11 protein-coding genes are annotated in these 19,172 nt (G+C 36.4%); 6 read left to right on the plus strand and 5 right to left on the minus strand.

The annotated features are described in order from the left end of the window. Positions 1–36: 36 nt before the first annotated feature. Genes mukB through mukF form a run of 3 tightly spaced genes read right to left on the minus strand, consistent with a single transcriptional unit; the run spans position 37 to position 6,555 of the window. Positions 37–4,455: a chromosome partition protein MukB gene (gene mukB, locus ACYIAM_RS05360; RefSeq protein WP_483747526.1), complete on the minus strand. Its 4,419-nt coding sequence runs from the start codon at positions 4,453–4,455 to the stop codon at positions 37–39. Positions 4,456–4,457: 2 nt separating this feature from the next. Further along, positions 4,458–5,189, minus strand: coding sequence for a chromosome partition protein MukE (gene mukE, locus ACYIAM_RS05365; protein ID WP_174796748.1), 732 nt, complete (start codon positions 5,187–5,189; stop codon positions 4,458–4,460). A gap of 43 nt (positions 5,190–5,232) precedes the next feature. Beyond that, the gene (mukF, locus tag ACYIAM_RS05370; protein WP_174796663.1) at positions 5,233–6,555 is read right to left on the minus strand and encodes a chromosome partition protein MukF; all 1,323 of its coding nucleotides are present in this window, start codon (positions 6,553–6,555) and stop codon (positions 5,233–5,235) included. A 322-nt stretch (positions 6,556–6,877) separates the two neighbouring features. Here mukF and pntA point away from each other — a divergent pair, with 322 nt between their 5' ends. Together pntA and pntB are read left to right on the plus strand one after the other, a co-directional pair. After that, positions 6,878–8,410 carry a Re/Si-specific NAD(P)(+) transhydrogenase subunit alpha gene (pntA, locus tag ACYIAM_RS05375; protein ID WP_483747527.1) on the plus strand — a complete coding sequence of 511 codons (1,533 nt, stop codon included), beginning with the start codon at positions 6,878–6,880 and terminating at the stop codon, positions 8,408–8,410. Between the two features lie 15 nt (positions 8,411–8,425). Continuing rightward, positions 8,426–9,817 carry a Re/Si-specific NAD(P)(+) transhydrogenase subunit beta gene (gene pntB / locus ACYIAM_RS05380; RefSeq protein ID WP_483747528.1) on the plus strand — a complete coding sequence of 464 codons (1,392 nt, stop codon included), beginning with the start codon at positions 8,426–8,428 and terminating at the stop codon, positions 9,815–9,817. Between the two features lie 1,341 nt (positions 9,818–11,158). Here the strand turns inward: pntB and fabR are convergent. Together fabR and oxyR are read right to left on the minus strand one after the other, a co-directional pair. Next, the gene (fabR, locus tag ACYIAM_RS05385) at positions 11,159–11,803 is read right to left on the minus strand and encodes an HTH-type transcriptional repressor FabR (protein ID WP_065638342.1); all 645 of its coding nucleotides are present in this window, start codon (positions 11,801–11,803) and stop codon (positions 11,159–11,161) included. Positions 11,804–11,842: 39 nt separating this feature from the next. Continuing rightward, complete coding sequence (oxyR, locus tag ACYIAM_RS05390; protein ID WP_065638341.1) at positions 11,843–12,769, minus strand: DNA-binding transcriptional regulator OxyR; 927 nt, start codon at positions 12,767–12,769, stop codon at positions 11,843–11,845. Positions 12,770–13,205: 436 nt separating this feature from the next. Here oxyR and pcnB point away from each other — a divergent pair, with 436 nt between their 5' ends. The 4 genes from pcnB (at position 13,206) to rsmA (ending at position 19,168) form a co-directional block, all read left to right on the plus strand. Next, positions 13,206–14,540, plus strand: coding sequence for a polynucleotide adenylyltransferase PcnB (pcnB, locus tag ACYIAM_RS05395; RefSeq protein ID WP_483747556.1), 1,335 nt, complete (start codon positions 13,206–13,208; stop codon positions 14,538–14,540). A 75-nt stretch (positions 14,541–14,615) separates the two neighbouring features. Next, positions 14,616–16,982, plus strand: coding sequence for an LPS assembly protein LptD (gene lptD / locus ACYIAM_RS05400; RefSeq protein ID WP_483747529.1), 2,367 nt, complete (start codon positions 14,616–14,618; stop codon positions 16,980–16,982). Positions 16,983–17,064: 82 nt separating this feature from the next. Beyond that, positions 17,065–18,378, plus strand: coding sequence for a peptidylprolyl isomerase SurA (gene surA, locus ACYIAM_RS05405; protein ID WP_483747530.1), 1,314 nt, complete (start codon positions 17,065–17,067; stop codon positions 18,376–18,378). Next, a complete protein-coding gene (gene rsmA, locus ACYIAM_RS05410; RefSeq protein WP_483747531.1) occupies positions 18,371–19,168 on the plus strand; it encodes a 16S rRNA (adenine(1518)-N(6)/adenine(1519)-N(6))-dimethyltransferase RsmA in 798 nt (265 codons plus the stop codon). The genes surA and rsmA overlap by 8 nt, the downstream gene beginning before the upstream one ends. The last annotated feature ends 4 nt before the right edge of the window (positions 19,169–19,172 follow it).

The raw sequence follows: 19,172 nt of genomic DNA on the forward strand, positions 1-19,172 counted from the left end.
ACGCCAATGTTTTGCCGACAATGTCGGCAAAACAAATTAAGCAAACCCTCTTAAACCTACCACATGCACATGTTCTTGGTTGTTCATCACTTTACGTACAAGTTTATACGTTGTGCCTTTTTCTGGGCTGATGTTTTCTGGAGCGGCAATGATTAATTGCATTTCTAGCCGTTCGCAAAGCTCAAATAGAGTTGCAATGGATTTGGCATCTAGTCGAGCAGCTTCGTCCAAGAATAATAAACGACATGGTAAAATGTCTTTATTACGTAGTCGTTTGGATTCTTCTTCCCAACTTTGAATAACCATGAGTAAAATTGACATACCCGTACCAATTGCCTCACCAGTTGATAGCGCACCACTTTCAGCACGTAGCCACCCATCTGCACCACGATTCACTTCAACATCCATTTCAAGATAATTCCGATAATCAAGCAGTTCTTCACCTATATTTTGCGCAGTTCGTTGTCCCATATCAATATGTGGGTTTAAACGTTGATAAAGTTTAGCTACAGCTTCTGAAAACGTAATACGATTATTACTAAATAGATCTTGATGTTCGTTTTGCTCATCAGATAATGCTGATAACAGAGTAGAGTGTGCTTCTCGAACACTAACATTTAAGCGTACGCCATTGACTTGACCGAATGCTACCGCTTGTAAACCTTGATTAAGCATACGTATACGATTTTGCTCTCGCTGTATAGTTTTACGGATAATATTGGACACGCTCTTTGAACTAATTGCCAGCTGCTGTTCACGCGATGTGAGTTCTTCCGTTAAGCGTGACAATTCAATTTCCATCTGTTCGATCGCTTCAATAGGGTCATCTGTTTTCACAATATCTTGGCGAATTCGTTCGCGTAAATGTGCATAAACTGCGATATAGAATTGAATTTTACGTTCTGGACGTTTTGGATCTTCTGATAATCTTAAAACATCCCGTAGATGTTCATTGTCATTAACTGCCAAGCGTAACGAACCCAATGCCTTATCCGACATAGAACGTAGCTCATCAGCACTTAAGTAAGCAAGTTCTCGGCGATGTAGTCGACGTTCAACACTATTTTCTTTAACCAACCTTAATACTAAACACCATCCTGCTTTCGCTTGTACTACCTGTTCGCGAAGTTGTTTATAATCACGCAGTGTTTGAGTTAAGCGTTTTTGCATCTGTGTCATTTCGCTTTCACACATAATCAGTTGTTTTTCAAGCGCTGTACAATGTTGACGGTTATTATTTAATTTTTGATGGACTTCATCACGGCGCAATCGCGCTCGTTCTTCTGTGATCGCGTCCGCTTTTACGCCAATTTGTTCGATCTCTTTTTGTAGTTCATGCAACATATCACGCTTAGTTTCAAATGCACTTTTGAGCGAGGCAAGCGTTTGGTTATATTGATTATATTTATCTTGATATTGTTGCATTTGACTACGCGCTTCAGATCTTTGCGCTTCAACCACTTCTAATCGAGACCGCAATTTTTCATTTAAATCACTATTTTCACTCAACATGCCAGCCGAATCTTCATAACTAAAGTGAGCTCGGCGTTGTATGACTTCAGTTAACGCAAAGACTTGTTGGCGAATCGTTTGTTGCTGTGCTTTGACCATGTTGTAATGTTCACGAAGCGATTCATTTTGTTCAGGATCACTTTGTAATACTGCCACAATCGGTTCAAGTTCTGAAACGGTATTACAATTACGGTTAACATATTGCACAGAATCTTGCGCTTCAGCTAATTGTTCACGTAATTCATCAACCCGATCCGCTAAATCTTCATCTGCAAGCAAGTGCATCTGAGCAGCAAGCTTATTAACAGTAGCTAATTGCTCTTTGCAATTAATAACTTGCTGTTGGTTTTGCTGATCAATACTTTCTTGAGATGATAATTGACGTTCAATTTCGGTGCGTCTTGTCGCTAATTTTTGCGCTTCCGCTTCAGGGTCGATATCAAAAGCAACCGCAAGATATTGACCTATAAATTGTCCAACATTTTGCTCAATGCGTTGTAATTTTTGTAAATCAAATGAAATTGTTGCATAACGTTCATGTAATTCATCACGTTCAACCGATAGTTTTTCAAGATGAACTTCACGCGCTGCTCGACCAAATAGTGGTACACTTGGAAAACTTGAAAATCGCCATTGGCGATCGCCTGTTTTGACTAGTACGGATTTATTCATCTCTTCACAATCAAAAACGCTATCATCAAATGATGAAGGATCACCTTCAATAAAGTAGATATCTTCAGGATAATCTTCATCACTTGCAGTAAGGCTTTCTAATTGCTGTTTAACTAATGATAAGTCTGGTACAACGATAGCTTGCCTTGCTGGACCATAGAGCGCTGAAAAGTAAGGCGCATCATCAATGGTTACGTCTTCATAAATTTCAGAAAGTAATACACCGTTGAAGCGTTCAGACAATGCAGATAAACGACCATCATCAACACCACTAGGTTGGTTAAGTTGCTCAATTTGGACATCTAATTGATTACGTCTAAAGCTAATTTGATCTCGTTCAGTAACTAATATTCGCTCTCTTTCAAGCAACTTTTGCATATGTTGAGTTACGGCTTGACTGTTATTAAACGTTTCACCGGTTTGTTCTTGCAAAGCAATTAACGCATCTTGAGCTTTTAACCATAATGGTGCTTTTTGGTGATAATCAGTAATTTTCGATTGAATCTGCTCAAGTTCTTGTCTAAATTCAATACGCTTTTCGCTTGATTCGTTAGCCCGCTCCGCATTCTCATCTAGTTGGGATTCGATCTCTTGTTTTAATTCGTCAAGCTCATCATAATTAATTTGTCGTCCAATACGTTTACAAAACTGTGTTAGTAATGATTCTGCTTCTTTTTGCTCAAAAAAGCGTTGTTCTAGTTCATCAAGTTGTAGCTGTAAATGTTGCGCTTGTTCAGCTTGATAACATTGTGATGGCCATTTTCTTAATGCTTCTTTCGCTGCAACAAAGGCATCACTACGTGTCACATCACCAACTAATTTAATCACCAATTGATAAGCCCGATCAAATTGATTAATGGCTGCATCAGATACACTTAATTTTTGTTCAAGTTCAAGAACTTGTTCGGTGATCTCTTTTTGCTTTTCATCAAACACGGCAAAGTGATCTTCGATATTGCTAATACCTAGTTTTGGTAGCTGACATAATGACTGCGCATTTTTTAGTGCCTGTAAAGCCTGTTGGTATTGAATTGCTCGTGTTTGTTGAACATCAAGTGCTTGCTGATAATCCGCCAACTGTGTTTTGATTTCATCGACTTCTTGCTCTGTTTCGTTAACCTGATCACGATAAACTTGGTACTGTTCATTCGCTTCAAGTACCACTTCGTTTTGTTCTTCAAGCTTTAAATTTAAGTCATCTAAATCTGCTTGATAGCGGTCGATTTTTTCTTGTTGGCGTAGCGCTGTTTGTGCTAAGTTGAGGTGATCATTAGCGGCTTGTAAATCAGTTTCCAAATCGCTTTGCGCTTCTTGATACTCTTTAAGTTCTTTCGCCGTTTCTACTTGGCGGTATTGATTACTAATAAGCTGATCTTGCGTTTTAAACATATCACGACGCAAGCCAAGTACCGATTCAATATGCACTCGGCGTTCGTTAGCATGACGCATATAATCGGCCGCGACATAATTGGTCGATTCAGTAATAAGATGTTTGAATAAATCCCGATCGGATTGTGTAACTCGAATCGCTTCTAATGTCATTCGGTTTTCACGCAGTGCCGCTTCCATATCTTGGAAAGCTTTACGCACCCCACCATTTTCAGGTAATAAATAGTCACGTAGTGAACGTGTAATAGCACTTGAGATACCACCATAAAGTGAAGCTTCGATCAATCGGTAATATTTACTTCTATCTGATGGTGAACGTAAGCGTTTTGGTAAAATGCCAAAATCAAACATAACTGAATGATAATCAGTAATCGAGTTAAATTGTTTGAAGATAATACCATCCATCAATTCAACTTTATCTTTTAGTTCGGGTAACGATAAAATGCGAGCTTGTTTGTCATTGAGTCGTTCTGTTACCAATTCTGTTGGGCTTATACCAATAGGTAAACCTTGCAGTAAAAATGGTTTGATATCGACTTTTTTATCGCGACCTGCAACTTGTTGTAAGCGGACACCACAAATAATACGTTGGTTACGAGAATTAATCACATCAAGCATAGAATAACAAACACCCGGTTTTAATTTACCATGCAAGCCTTTGTCTCGTGAACCTGAAGTCGCCCCTGCCTCCGTTGTATTTCTAAAGTGTAATAAGGTTAAGTCAGGAATTAATGCAGTTACAAATGCCGCCATTGTGGTTGATTTACCAGCCCCATTACCACCCGATAGTGTTGTGACTAATTGGTCTAGCTCAAAAGTTCGCGCAAAAAAACCATTCCAGTTAATTAACGTTAATGAGTGAAATTTACCGTGTCCAATCATGTTTATTCTGTCTCCTCATTAACGTCTTCATCTTGTTCTTCGCTGTTATCATTATCTAAAGTCAGTGATGATTCAATTTTAATTGCTTCACCATCTCGGATTAAGCGCAATTGCGCTTCTTGCGCATCATCGCTACTACGTACATCTGCCCCAAAACGGAAGATAGCTTCGTTAATACGAAAACGATTGCTGTCATTGCCAACAATAAAAAAAATCATGCCTAACCGACGTAAGCGATTTAAGGCTGTTTTTACTTTATCAAAGAGTTTTTGGCGATCTAAATCTGAACCGGTTGAACGCTGGTTGACTAATTTTAGTAATTTATTTTCATCAGCTAACGAAACCAGCTCATCAAATAGCTCTTGTAAGGTAAAAATGCCTTCATGAGCCAATCGTTCTGGACTTAAATATAGATAACAAAGTACTTTACCAACAAGCATATCAAGTTCCGATAATACTGAACGAGGAATTAATGTTGTAGAGCGTGGACGCAAGTAGAAAAAGCCTTCTGGCGCTCGAATCAATTCAACATTATAACGTTGATAAAATTGCTCAAGCTCAAGTTGGAAATCCATTAGAAAGGCATGATGATCAAGCTCATCAATACCAATATGCCGCCCTGATCGTAGTAAGCTATCAAGTTCTGGAAAAATTGGATTAGCAATCGCCTGCGCTAATTTTACAGGCATATATTTATCGATTGATGCTTGAGAACTGGCTGCAATACGCCCCATAACTTTATCAAGGTGCTGGGCTGTTGATTCTATTTCTAAATTTTTAGTATTTGTTGATGACATGTGCTTGTACCTTAGCTCCATAATCGTTAATCAGTTTCCATTCGGCAGGGATACCTAGCAAATCGTCTTCGGCAATACCTAAACGAATAGCTTGATCGATAAATAACCTTGCAATATCAAAATGTTGTTCGCGTGGGAACTGCGCTAAATAACTGCGAATGGCAATACTCATATCAAGAGGTTTATTTTCTTGCTTAAAGATCAGTAGATTTTGTTCAATATGCGCAATAATATGCTCTTGGATTTCTTCAATCATTTCAAATTCGAGCTCTGATGGTAATTCGCCAGTTACCTCTGCTTCGTGTAAGACTAATTCTTCATCACGCATATCAAGCAAACGATCAGCATTAGCAAAAGTCAGTGACCAAGGCAAATCAAAGTAATTTTGAATTGATTTACGTAAACGCTGCGAAAAAACGCGATTCTTATCTAAATCAATTGCGGTACGAATAAACTTATGTACATGGCGATCATAACCTATCCAAAGATCTATCGCTTTTTGCCCCCAACCAATAATCCGGTCAAGTTTGCCCTGTAAATCTATAATCACATTGTTAATTTTATCAAGATCAGGATTGTCCAATATTGCATCTTGGATCAAAAGAAGACTAGCTTGTAGCTTATCCCCTGCAGCAGCTAAAGTATCTTGTAACTCACGCAAGGTCTGCGATGTTTCGGTGAGTAAACCTTCACAACTGCTAATTGCTGCTTGCCAATCTTGGCTTAATAAGGCTGAAATGTTTTGCTTCACATCTGCCTGCTGCTCATCCATAACACGTTGCGTGATATCAATACTGTCAAAAATCTCAGCAACAGAATATTTTAACGGCGCAAAAACATTTCGATGCCAATGCAGATCATCTCCCCCTTCAAGCGCAGCGTCGGCAGCACGTTTTAACTCTTGTGCAACTATAGAAAGTTGAAGAGATAAACGTAAGGTAGAAAACTCTCGCTGACGAATATAATAATCAGTAATACCTATTCCCAATGGCGTCAAACGGTAGATAGAAAACCCATCAGTCATTTCACTCGTAAATCGAGTAATAAAACGTTGGCGAACGAGATCGTTTATCGCATTGTTAGCTCTAACAGTTATCGTTTCTTCACTCTGTTCGAAAATTTGCGACACATGGCGAAAGGCATCAACTAATTCAGATTCCGTCATTTCACCATCAAACCGTTCACTATTTAATACCGCTATTGCTAATAAAAAAGCAAGCCGTTCAACTGGTAATAAGATCGAAAAATCATTTTTTTTTGCCCAAGCAACCAATTCTGGCACTGATTGGGAAAAATCAATCATAAAGAATCCTTAATTCAAGGAGAACAAAATCGAAACATACCTCAGAGGTTTTATCTCTGTGCGGTATCAATAAAAATGCTATCAATTATATAACAATATAGAGTAAATTTGTAATGGAATTCGATGAAAGGGTTAAAACTGTATTATTTAAATTATGGCTATTTAGAGATAGCTTCATAATAATATTAATTAATAAATATCACTAAAATAATTTAAAATCTTATTTCTTGAATAAAAAATAGATTCCCTACTCGCACAGAAACCTATTTATGCTAAAATCACCATACATTCTATCTATAAACTAACATAAGGACGTAACGAAATGCATATCGGTATACCTAAAGAACGGTTAGCCAATGAAGCTAGAGTTGCAGCAACTCCTCAAACTGTTGGACAACTGTTAAAACTTGGCTTTACAGTCTCTGTAGAACAGGGCGCTGGACATGCTGCTCATTTTGAAGATCAAGCTTTTATTGATGCTGGAGCAACCATTCAAAACACGCAAGAAATTTGGCAAAATGATCTGATTTTAAAATTTCATGCGCCAACAGATGATGAAATTGCTTTAATGAAAGAGGGATCAACCCTTATCAGTTATATTTATCCAGCCCAACATAAAGAACTATTAGAAAAACTTGCCACTAAAAATATTACTGTTATGGCAATGGACTGTGTGCCACGTATTTCACGCGCACAATCTTTAGATGCATTGAGTTCAATGTCTAATATTGCCGGTTACCGTTCAGTTATCGAAGCAGCAAATCAATTTGGTCGATTCTTTACCGGTCAAGTTACTGCTGCAGGTAAAGTTCCTCCAGCTAAAGTATTAGTTATTGGAGCTGGTGTTGCTGGACTGGCAGCTATTGGCGCAGCGGTGAGTTTAGGTGCGATTGTTCGTGCTTTTGACACCCGTCCTGAAGTTGCTGAGCAAATTAACAGCATGGGGGCCGACTTTTTAGAGCTAGATTTTGAAGAAGAAGCCGGTTCTGGCGATGGCTATGCTAAACAGATGTCAGCCGCCTTTATTGAAGCTGAAATGGCCCTATTTGCTGAGCAAGCGAAAGATGTTGATATTATTATCACAACAGCATTAATTCCAGGCAAGCCTGCACCAAAACTTATTTCGAAAGAAATGGTTGAATCAATGAAACCTGGCAGTGTTATTGTTGATTTAGCAGCATTAACTGGCGGAAACTGTGAATTGACTAAACCAGGTGAAGTTTTCGAAACAGATAACAATGTAAAGATTGTTGGTTATACTGATTTAGCTAATCGTATGCCAGCGCAAGCATCACAACTTTATGGTACGAACATTGTTAACCTATTAAAACTGCTTGCTAAAGAAAAAGACGGGAATATTGATATCAATTTTGAAGATGTCGTAATCCGTGGTGTAACGGTGGTTAAAGACAAAGAAATTACTTGGCCAGCACCGCCAATTCAGGTATCAGCTCAACCTCAGAAAAAAGCAGCTGAACCAATTGCTAAACCTGAACCTAAACCAATGGATCCTCGTAAAAAATATGGCATTTTAGCTTTGGCTCTCATTGCTTTCTTCTGGCTTGCTCACTCTGTTCCTGAAAGCTTTTTAGGACATTTTACTGTATTTGCATTATCTTGTGTTGTTGGCTATTACGTAGTATGGAATGTCACACACTCTTTACATACTCCTCTGATGTCGGTAACAAATGCAATTTCTGGGATTATATTAGTCGGTGCAATATTACAAGTCGGCGATGATAATAGTTTAACTACGGCGATTGCCTTTGTTGCTATTTTGATTGCTAGTATCAATATTTTTGGTGGATTCTTTGTTACTCAAAGAATGCTGAAAATGTTCCAACGTGGCAAGTAAAGGAGAGCATACATTATGAGTAATGGAATCATTCAAGCAGCCTATGTTATTGCTGCATTACTTTTTATCTTTAGCTTACGGGGTCTTTCTAACCAAGAATCGGCCAAATCAGGAAATATCTACGGTATGATTGGAATGGCAATTGCACTTATCGCGGCAGTTGCTAGTATCAAAGGTGGATTACACTGGATCATCATTGCTATGGTTATCGGCGCTGCAATTGGTTTATATCTGGCCAAAAAAGTTGAAATGACACAAATGCCAGAACTTGTTGCACTACTTCATAGCTTCGTGGGAATGGCTGCGGTTCTTGTTGGCTTAAATAGCTTTTTAGATTCTCACATTCAAGATTTTCACGGTGGTGAACTGACTGTACATTTAGTAGAGATTTTTGTTGGCGTCTTTATCGGTGCAGTAACCTTCTCAGGCTCTATTGTCGCATTTGGTAAATTAAATGGACGCATTAGCTCAAAACCATTATCCATACCAAATAAGCATTATTGGAATCTAGCTGCAATTGTTGTTTCTACCATTTTAATGTTTGTCTTTGTTAAATGCGAAAGTGGAGTAGGTGCTACAATTAGCTTATTAATCATGACAATTATTGCATTCGTTTTTGGTTTCCATTTAGTGGCCTCAATTGGTGGTGCTGACATGCCTGTTGTTATTTCAATGCTAAACTCTTATTCGGGTTGGGCAGCGGCAGCGGCAGGCTTTATGCTAGGTAATGATCTTCTAATTGTAACTGGTGCATTAGTTGGTTCATCAGGTGCTATTCTTTCATATATTATGTGTAAAGCAATGAACCGTTCATTTATCAGTGTTATTGCTGGCGGTTTCGGTAGCGATGGTAGCGCAGCTAGTTCATCTGATGAAGAACAAGGTGAGTACCGTGAAATGCAACCAACCGAAGTTGCGCAAACATTAAAAGAAGCGCGTTCTGTTATCATCGTTCCTGGCTATGGTATGGCTGTTGCACAAGCACAAGGTGCTGTAAGTAATATTACCGAAAAACTACGCGCAATGGATATCGAAGTAAGATTTGGTATTCATCCTGTTGCTGGACGTTTACCTGGTCATATGAATGTATTGCTCGCAGAAGCCAAAGTGCCTTATGATATTGTTCTTGAAATGGATGAAATCAATGATGACTTCCCTGATACGGATGTTGTTTGGGTTATTGGTGCAAATGATACAGTAAACCCAGCTGCTGAAGAAGATCCAAATAGTCCAATTGCTGGCATGCCAGTTCTTGAAGTTTGGAAAGCAAAAACGGTCGTTATTTCTAAACGATCAATGAATACAGGGTATGCAGGTGTACAAAATCCACTATTCTTTAAAGAAAATAGCTATATGCTATTTGGCGATGCGAAAGATAGTGTTGAAAAAGTATTACAAAACCTTTAATTAACCGCAACCAATACTATTGTGGCATTTTCCACAATAGTATTGGATATATGTCCTTACCACTTATCTGCAAATTTGAGTAATAAAAATTCAGACTATTGATAATAACTCAGCTAGCCAAATAATATTCATCTGTAGAAATTAATCGCCCGATTGACAGTAATTTAAGAAAATACGGTAATAAATACACAGAAAAAAACAAAACTAATGCCGTATCACAGACGAGAGATATAACAGTTATATCATAAAGAAAAGATAACCATTACCACTTTAGCCAAATGCTTTATGGTTAGTCGACCGACCATCTATAATGTGTAAAAAAAAGCCCAATTGAAACTGTTTATCCTCTTTAACCGGTAAGAACAAACGTTATAAAAACATGAGTGATGGTATTAACCATCTGGTTAAAATAGAAAAAGCCAATGAATATAAAACATGAATACAGGTAACGTAATTTTTTACGTGAGTTTTGCACTCACTATGGGATATTTACACAACTGCTCACTTTTTCAGTTATATTTTTTGTAAAAAATATTCAGGATTCTATACCGTTTCGCGATTAATTGAAAATTCACAGCATCGATTGGTTAAACAAAAAATAACCATGGTATCAATCAAAACTTCGCAAAATCTGACAGTTAATAAATGAATGAGCAAGCCGAAAGCGATAGGTGCTTTAATGGAGATGTGATATTTACTTTTAGGTTAAATTTTTGTAAAAAATATTCAGGATTCTATACCGTTTCGCGGTTAATTGAGAATTCACAACATCGATTGGTTAAACAAGAAATACCCATGGTATCAATCAAAACTTCGCAAAACCTGACAGTTAATAAATAAATGAATGAGCAAGCCGAAAGCGATAGGTACTTTAATGGAAATGTGATATTTACTTTTAGGTTAAATTTTTGTAAAAAATATTCAGGATTCTATACCGTTTCGCGGTTAATTGAGAATTCACAGCATCGATTGGTTAAACAAGAAATAGCCATGGTATCAATCAGAAATTCGCAAAACCTGCCAGTTAATAAATGAATGAGCAAGCCGAAAAGCGTGATACGGACTTTCATGGCAAGGTGGCATCATCAACAAATCGTTAGCGATTAAAAAGATAGAAAACAAAAGATTAAGTGATTTATTCACTTTTATAATGTGGTTCAACCGTATAAAGCGATTCCCAGTAAAATACTTTATGCATTTTTAGAGGATTATTTTAATCATAACGAATAAACAACCCAATGTTTTCCTACAATTAATCTATTTATTACTCACTAAGTACATATTTTATTTTGTTAAATAGTTTCAGGAAAGTATGTGTTTCAGTATAAAATAGCATTTATATTAATGATTATCTTTTTTGATTTGTTCTTTATGATAAAGATAATAAGCACCTCGAGATACCATTCTAAGTTGGAAAATAAGATCCTCAATTAATTTTTCACGCTGTACCAAATCAAAATCAATCGCTTCTGCACCCGCATTAAATGCAATAGTAACCATTGCTTCTGCTTGAGCTTCGTTATAATGATGAGGCATTTGGTTGGCATCATCAAGATAATCGACAAGCTCTACAATAAAGTGTTGAATTTCTCGAGCAATAGCAGAACGAAAAGCTGCTGATGTTCCCGCTTTTTCACGAAGAAGTAATAAAAAGACTTTTGGGTTTTTATCAATAAATTCAATAAATGTGGTGACTGATGTCCGTAATACACTACCGCCTTTTTCAATACGTTTACGTGCTTGGCGTAATAATTGGCGAAGAGTTAAACCACTTTCATCAACCATGGCTAAACCCAACTCATCCATATCACGAAAATGGCGATAAAATGAAGTAGCCGCAATCCCTGCTTCACGTGCTACTTCTCGTAGGCTTAAACTAGCAAAACCTTGCTCAGCATTGAGTTGATTAAATGCTGTTTCAATTAAAGTACGGCGAGTTCTTTCTTTTTGTTGAGCTCGAACCCCGCCGATCTTGATATTTTTCATTTGATAGCTCAATTTTAATATTTTATACCTAACCTACCATTAATTAGCGGCTTTTAATAATTGCTCTTTTTCAGCAAGGACTTTTGGCATATGTTCGCGAATAATTTTAGCTATGGTCTCATAGCGAGCACGTAATGGCGAACCAGGGCGATAAATCAAGGTAATCCTACGTGATGGTACCGGATCTGTACACGGAATATAGCAAATATTATCACGAATTCGCTCGTTAGGTGCAGCAAGCTCTGGAAATAAAGTGATACCACGACCTGCTGAAATCATACTTCGCAGTGTTTCAAGGCTGGTTGCTTTGAACTGTTTATCTTCATCAATGCCAACTTGGAAACAATACCCCATTGCATGTTCACGCAAACAATGCCCATCTTCTAACATTAAGAATTTTTGTCCTTTTAAAGCAGATAATTTAACGGTCTTTTTGCTAGCTAACTCGTTATTTGCATGAACCGCTAAAAACATAGGTTCATCAAATAATGGCAGTTCAATAAATTGTGCAGTTTCCTTAACTTGCGCAACAATGGCACAATCAAGTTTACCGCTTTCGAGCTGAGCAACTATGCTTGCAGTTTGTGCTTCGTGTAAATAAAGCTCTAATTGAGGAAAAGATTCATGTAAAACAGTAATGACATGTGGTAAAAGATAAGGCGCTATAGTAGGAATCAATCCAATATGCATTGGTCCAGACATTTCTTCACCTTGACGGCTAGCCATTTCTTTTAAAATTTGGATATTACGCAAAATCTCTTTGGCCTGTTCAACTAGCATCATACCCGTTTGTGTAAATAACACCTTGCGGCTAGTACGTTCTAATAACATTACGCCTAATTCATCTTCTAATTTTCTAATTTGACCACTAAGAGTTGGTTGACTCACATTGCAAGCATCTGCTGCTTTACGAAAATGGCGAAATTCAGCTAACGAAACAAAATATTCCAAATCACGAATATTCATAATGTCCCCAATAAGTTATTAGTTAATGGTATATACTCAAACAACTTCCATATGTAAGGTTATAACAAATAACATTAAAAAGCTCTTCATAATTTTTTTAAACTATAATGCTTTATAAATAATATTCTGTGAAACAAATAAGTAAGAAGAAGTTTTGAGTATAGTTTTATTTATCTTAATCAGTTAGTTAAAACATTCTAACCAGAGCAAAACAAAATTTGTCGTTTTTAATTAAATACTACTAATATTACTATACTAATTACTATTGTTGATAATTATGTTTAAAAAATCAAATATAATATTTAAGTCATCTTAGAAAATATAATTTTACTGAGTGAAAAAACCGATTCTAAGAAACATGGAAACTTATTATCAATTACGATATAATCGCGCGCTATGATTGTTATTAAGCCAAAAATACTTTTTGAGGTGCACTATTTTTAAACAAGTTACACGTTTTTATCAAAAGTTTTTTCGTCATGAGGAACAACAAAAAGTTGGCTATGTGTCCATTCCACGCAATGAACACAATATATCCCGTAAAGAAATTAGTGAAAATGCATTAAAAGTCCTTCATCGATTAAATAAACAAGGGTACGAAGCTTATTTAGTTGGTGGATGTATCAGAGATCTCATCTTAGGTAAAACACCAAAGGACTTTGATATCACAACCAATGCAACCCCAGAACAAGTTCAGAAAATCTTCCGTAACTGTCGCCTAGTCGGAAGACGATTTCGTCTTGCTCATATTATGTTTGGTAAAGAAATTATTGAAGTAGCTACTTTCCGTGGCGATCACGGTTCTCAGGAAGGAAAAACCAATATTTCTAAACGTTCACAATCAGGTATGCTATTACGCGATAATGTCTATGGAACCATTGAGCAAGATGCAATTCGTCGCGATTTCACCATGAATGCACTTTATTACAGTGCAAATGATTTCACCTTACGCGATTACTGTGGGGGACTAAAGGATTTACAAAAAGGCATTATCCGATTAATCGGCGATCCACAGACACGTTATCGAGAAGATCCTGTTAGAATGCTAAGGACTGTTCGTTTTGCTGCAAAATTGAATATGAAAATTGAGCCAACTACAGCTGAGCCAATTCGAGATCTTGCGCCATTATTGAAAAATATCCCCTCTGCTCGACTTTTTGATGAGTCACTTAAACTATTACAAACTGGAAATGGCTATAAAACTTATAAATTACTAAGAGAATATAATCTTTTCGAACAACTATTTCCTATTATTGAACGTTTGTTTGCCAACAATCAAAACGGTTATTTAGAAAAAATTATTGAGCAAGTCCTAAAAAATACTGATTATCGTATTGCAAACAACAAACGAATCAATCCTGCATTTTTATTTGCTGCGTTTTTCTGGTATCCAATTATGGAACAAACACAAGCAACATGTGTCGAAAGTGGCTTACCATTCCATGATTCGTTTTCGATGGCAATTAACGAAGTGCTAAGTGAACAATGTAAAAATATTGCCATACCTAGACGCTTAACCACCATCATGGGGGATATTTGGCGTTTACAACTACGTATGAAAAAACGAGATGGCAAACGTGCATTTGTTATTTTAGAGCACCCTAAGTTTCGAGCTGCTTATGACCTTTTAGAAATGCGAGCCTCCATCGAAAAAGGAGAACTATTGGAGTTAGCTAAATGGTGGGATGAGTTTCAATATACTTCTGTCGAAAAAAGAATAGTGATGGTAAAACAACTTAATAAAATCAATAAACGCAAAATGAAACGTTAATTTTTAATTCGCACTTTTATAAATAACCGCTATAATGTTGTAATTAAAATAATCATAATAACTTTTTAATCATTGATGAAAAAATTAGCGCCTTCTCTTATTGCAATAGCCATCACCCTTTCTTTGTATAACAGCTCTAGTTATGCTATAGATTTCCCTAAAGCAGCTGTTAGCAATAATCCTCAATGTCTTATAGACGTTCCTAGGTTTGATCGCCCTTTAGTCAATGGAGATATCGATACCTTACCTGTGAATGCTGAGGCTAACCAATTTGAAGCAGTCTATCCAAGCATTGCTATCTATAAAGGTGAAGTATTAATAGAACAAGGTAACCGCACTGTTCAAGCAGATAAAGTCACAATTGACACCCATGATAAGAATAATCGAACCGTGACATTAGAAGGCGATATTACTTATCAAGATAATTTAATAAAAATGAAAGGCAATAATGCATCAATGAATCTAAATAATAATGATGCAAATATGACTCCAAGTGACTATCATCTTGTCAATAGACTTGGTCGTGGTAATGCTGATCAAATGAAACTGGCAAAAAACCGCTATGTTATTTTAAAAAATGGTAGTTTTACATCTTGTCCTGTTAATGACAGCACATGGGATATAAAGGGAACAACGGTTATTCATGACAATGAAGAGCAGTTACTAGAAGTTTGGAATGCCGTATTTAGTATTGGCAAGGTACCCGTTCTATACTCGCCTTATTTACAATTACCAACCGGAGATAAACGTCGTTCAGGATTATTAATGCCTAATTTAGGCTATGACAATATTGATGGAATTGATTTTTCACAACCAATATATTGGAATATTGCCCCAAATTATGATGCTACCTTTACGCCAAGATTCTTGCAAGAACGTGGTGTACAACTACAAACAGAATTTCGCTATTTAAATAAACTGGGCTTGGGCACACTTGCGTTTGACTGGCTACAACATGATAGTAAATATGATAAAGATAGAACCACTCATTTAAATGGCAATAATTATGATGACAATCGCCACCGGTGGTTATTTCATTGGAAAAATGAAGAATTAATAAACTATAATTGGCGTTTTTATGCTGATACAACTCGAGTTAGTGACAATCAATATCTGACAAATCTAAGCTCTAAATATGCTTCCCAGACTGCTGGGTATTTAACGCAGTTTTATAAAATTGCTTATAATGACGAGTATTGGGATATCACGTTAGGCTATAAACACTTTCAGCCATTTCACTCAGAATTAAAAAATTCACTTTACCAAACCGAACCACAGTTGGATATGAGTTATTATAATAATGATTTAGGTCCTTTCAAATTTAGAGCATTTTCTCAAGTGTCTCGTTTTTTGACATCTGGGCAACATAAACCTAAAGCATGGCGAGCACATTTTGAACCTACACTTAATTATACCTTAACCAATTCTTGGTCATCATTAGCCACTGAAATGGGTTTTATGGCAACTCATTATAATCAAGATAATATTAGAAAAAATATTGATCAATATAAAGATTTAGATAAAAACGTAAATCGTTTTTTACCAAAATTTAGTATTGATGGTAAAGTCATCTTTGAGCGAGATATACCTATTATTGATGGCTATACACAAACCTTAGAGCCACGCGTAAAATACATCTATATTCCATATCGAAAACAATCCAATATTGGCGCCTATGACTCGACTATATTACAATCGGATTATATTGGCTTGTTTAGAGATCAGCCTTATAGTGGCCTAGATAGAATTGCTTCAACTAATAAAATATCAACGGGAGTAACCACTCGGTTTTATGATAATAACAAAGTTGAAAAGTTTAACCTATCAATTGGACAAATCACTTATTTTACAAAATCAAAAACGAGTGAACACAATAATGATTTAGATGAAAATTCTGATACCGGTAGTATTACTTGGGCAGCAGATAATTTTTGGCGCATAAGTGATGATATAATCTTTAGAAGTGGCGTTCAGTATGATACTCGAATTGATACCATTTCATTAGCCAATACAACATTTGAGTATCGACCATCGGGCGATAAGTTAGTGCAATTATCTTATCGCTATGCAAACCGTAACTATATTGATACTGTAGATAAAAATTCTTTTTATAGAGGTTATAGACAAGATATTTCCCAAGCAGGAATGATGACAGCTTGGCCACTATCACAAACAGTCAGCGCTGTTGGTTCATATTATTATGATGTTAAATTAGGACAATCAGCAGACAGTTTTGTTGGATTGCATTATAGTGACTGTTGTTGGGGCACTACGGTGCAATATGGTAGAAAACTCACAGACTGGGACAATACTTCTCGCAAAAGTAAGTATGAAAATAAGCTATCTATTAACTTCGAATTACAGGGATTAGGTAACAACCGAGATACCAAAGCTAAAATGCTAAATTTCGGCAAGCTACCCTATACAACAACATTTGAATAAGATATTACTTTAAACTAAATTACCAATAAATTTATTGCAAACATGTCAATCATGCTGCAACAACAAAATGAGTTGAGTGAATATGAAATTATTAAAACTATTTATCGTTTTAAACCTAAGTGTAAGTTTAGGTATTTTAACTCCATTATCAGCCAATGCCGCACCTAAAGTTATAGAAAAAGTTGCAGCAATTGTTAATAATAATGTCATTTTAGAAAGTGATGTTAACGATATGTTAAAAACGATTAAAGCGAGTACCGATCCCAAAAACCTGCCTAACGATAAAGTACTTAGACAACAAATTATTGAGCGTTTAATTATTGAAAATCTAATTTTACAAAAAGCGGCTAAAGCTAAAATTACAGTTAGTGATGACGAGGTAACCGGTGCTATCGATAGAATCGCAGCTGAAAACGGTATGACCATCGATCAACTACGAAGCAGACTTTCGACAATGGGAATCAGCTATGGCGCCTATCGTGAAAGGATCCACAATGACATGTTGATAGAAGAAACGCGAATGCATGAAGTAAGACCTAGAGTCAAAGTTTCAGAAAAAGAAGTGGAAAACTTGGCAAAAAATATTGCTCGCCAGTCAACCAACAATATTGATGTAAAAATCAGTCATATTTTGATTTCTGTTCCCGAAAAAGCATCTAAACAACAAATCGATAACGCTACAAATAAAGCACAAGATATTATTAATCGAGCTCAAAAAGGTGAAAACTTTGCCAAATTAGCCACTTCATATTCAAATGATGATCTTGCTTTAAAAGGTGGCAGTATGGGTTGGCGTAAACTTAATGAATTACCCACTATCTTTGAAGAACGTTTAGTGCGCGCGCCAAAAGGTAGTATTATTGGTCCTATCCGTTCAGGGGTTGGTTTACATATTCTCAAAGTTGATGATACACGTTCTGAAGCACCAAAAAAAATTACAATTCAAGAAGTCAATGCTCGCCATATATTGATTAAAACCAATGTATTAGTTACTGACCAAATTGCAAAACAAAAACTAACCGATATTCGAAAATCAATTACCAGTGGTGCAACAACCTTTGAGGCTGCCGCTAAAGCGAGTTCAGAGGATACAGGTTCGGCTAGTAAAGGAGGCAACTTAGGTTGGAATCGCCCAGAAGTTTATGATAATGGATTTAAAGTTGCTCTAACTCAGCTAAAAAAAGGAGAAATTAGTCAACCAATAAAGTCATCTTATGGTTGGCATTTAATTCAATTAATTGATACAAGACAAGCTGATGGAACAAATGCAATGAAAAAGGATCAAGCTTATCGACTTATTTTTAATCGTAAATTCTCTGAAGAAGCTCAGGTTTGGATTCAAGAAGTAAAAGGTGACGCTTATATTAAAATCACAGGTGAAGATAACCATGAATAGTCGCGTTCACCAAGGTCATTTCGCTCGTAAGAGATTTGGGCAAAACTTTTTACATGATAATGGCATTATCGAAAGTATTGTTGCCGCTATACAACCGAAAGCAGATCAAGCACTAGTCGAAATTGGTCCAGGACTTGCAGCATTAACAGTACCTGTCAGCAAACATGTTGATCATTTAACCGTTATAGAAATTGACAGAGATCTAGCCAGTAGATTAATTGAGAATCCATTTTTAAACAATAAAATAACGGTTATTGAACAAGATGCGCTAACCTTTGACTTTAATCAGCTAGCAGATCAATTCGGTAAACCATTAAGAGTGTTTGGTAACTTACCTTATAATATCTCAACACCGTTGATGTTCCATTTATTTCAATATGCAAATATCATCACTGATATGCATTTTATGCTACAAAAAGAAGTAGTAACTCGTTTAGTTGCAGCTCCTAACAGTAAAGATTACGGTAGATTGAGTGTCATGGCGCAATATTATTGTCAGATAATTCCTGTTCTTGAAGTCCCGCCCACATCATTTAAACCAGCCCCAAAAGTTGACTCAGCAGTCGTTAAATTAATACCTTATAAGGAAAAACCTTATTTTGTTAATGATATCAAAATACTTTCTCGGGTGACTACAGAGGCATTTAATCAACGACGTAAAACTATTCGTAACAGTTTAAGTAATATGTTTACTGCTGAACAATTAACTAAATTAAATATTGATCCAAGTTTACGTGCTGAAAACTTAACAGTTCAACAATACTGTCAACTTGCAAACTCATGGAATTAACAGT

This window comes from Gilliamella sp. X-60, assembly GCF_057063585.1.

What these genes read in the sequence shown, in the direction of transcription:
- mukB (WP_483747526.1), bottom strand. Translation starts at nt 4,455, where the DNA reads ATGATTGGACACGGTAAATTTCACTCATTAACGTTAATTAACTGGAAT.
- mukE (WP_174796748.1), bottom strand. Translation starts at nt 5,189, where the DNA reads ATGGGGCGTATTGCAGCCAGTTCTCAAGCATCAATCGATAAATATATG.
- mukF (WP_174796663.1), bottom strand. Translation starts at nt 6,555, where the DNA reads ATGATTGATTTTTCCCAATCAGTGCCAGAATTGGTTGCTTGGGCAAAA.
- pntA (WP_483747527.1), top strand. Translation starts at nt 6,878, where the DNA reads ATGCATATCGGTATACCTAAAGAACGGTTAGCCAATGAAGCTAGAGTT.
- pntB (WP_483747528.1), top strand. Translation starts at nt 8,426, where the DNA reads ATGAGTAATGGAATCATTCAAGCAGCCTATGTTATTGCTGCATTACTT.
- fabR (WP_065638342.1), bottom strand. Translation starts at nt 11,803, where the DNA reads ATGAAAAATATCAAGATCGGCGGGGTTCGAGCTCAACAAAAAGAAAGA.
- oxyR (WP_065638341.1), bottom strand. Translation starts at nt 12,769, where the DNA reads ATGAATATTCGTGATTTGGAATATTTTGTTTCGTTAGCTGAATTTCGC.
- lptD (WP_483747529.1), top strand. Translation starts at nt 14,616, where the DNA reads ATGAAAAAATTAGCGCCTTCTCTTATTGCAATAGCCATCACCCTTTCT.
- surA (WP_483747530.1), top strand. Translation starts at nt 17,065, where the DNA reads ATGAAATTATTAAAACTATTTATCGTTTTAAACCTAAGTGTAAGTTTA.
- rsmA (WP_483747531.1), top strand. Translation starts at nt 18,371, where the DNA reads ATGAATAGTCGCGTTCACCAAGGTCATTTCGCTCGTAAGAGATTTGGG.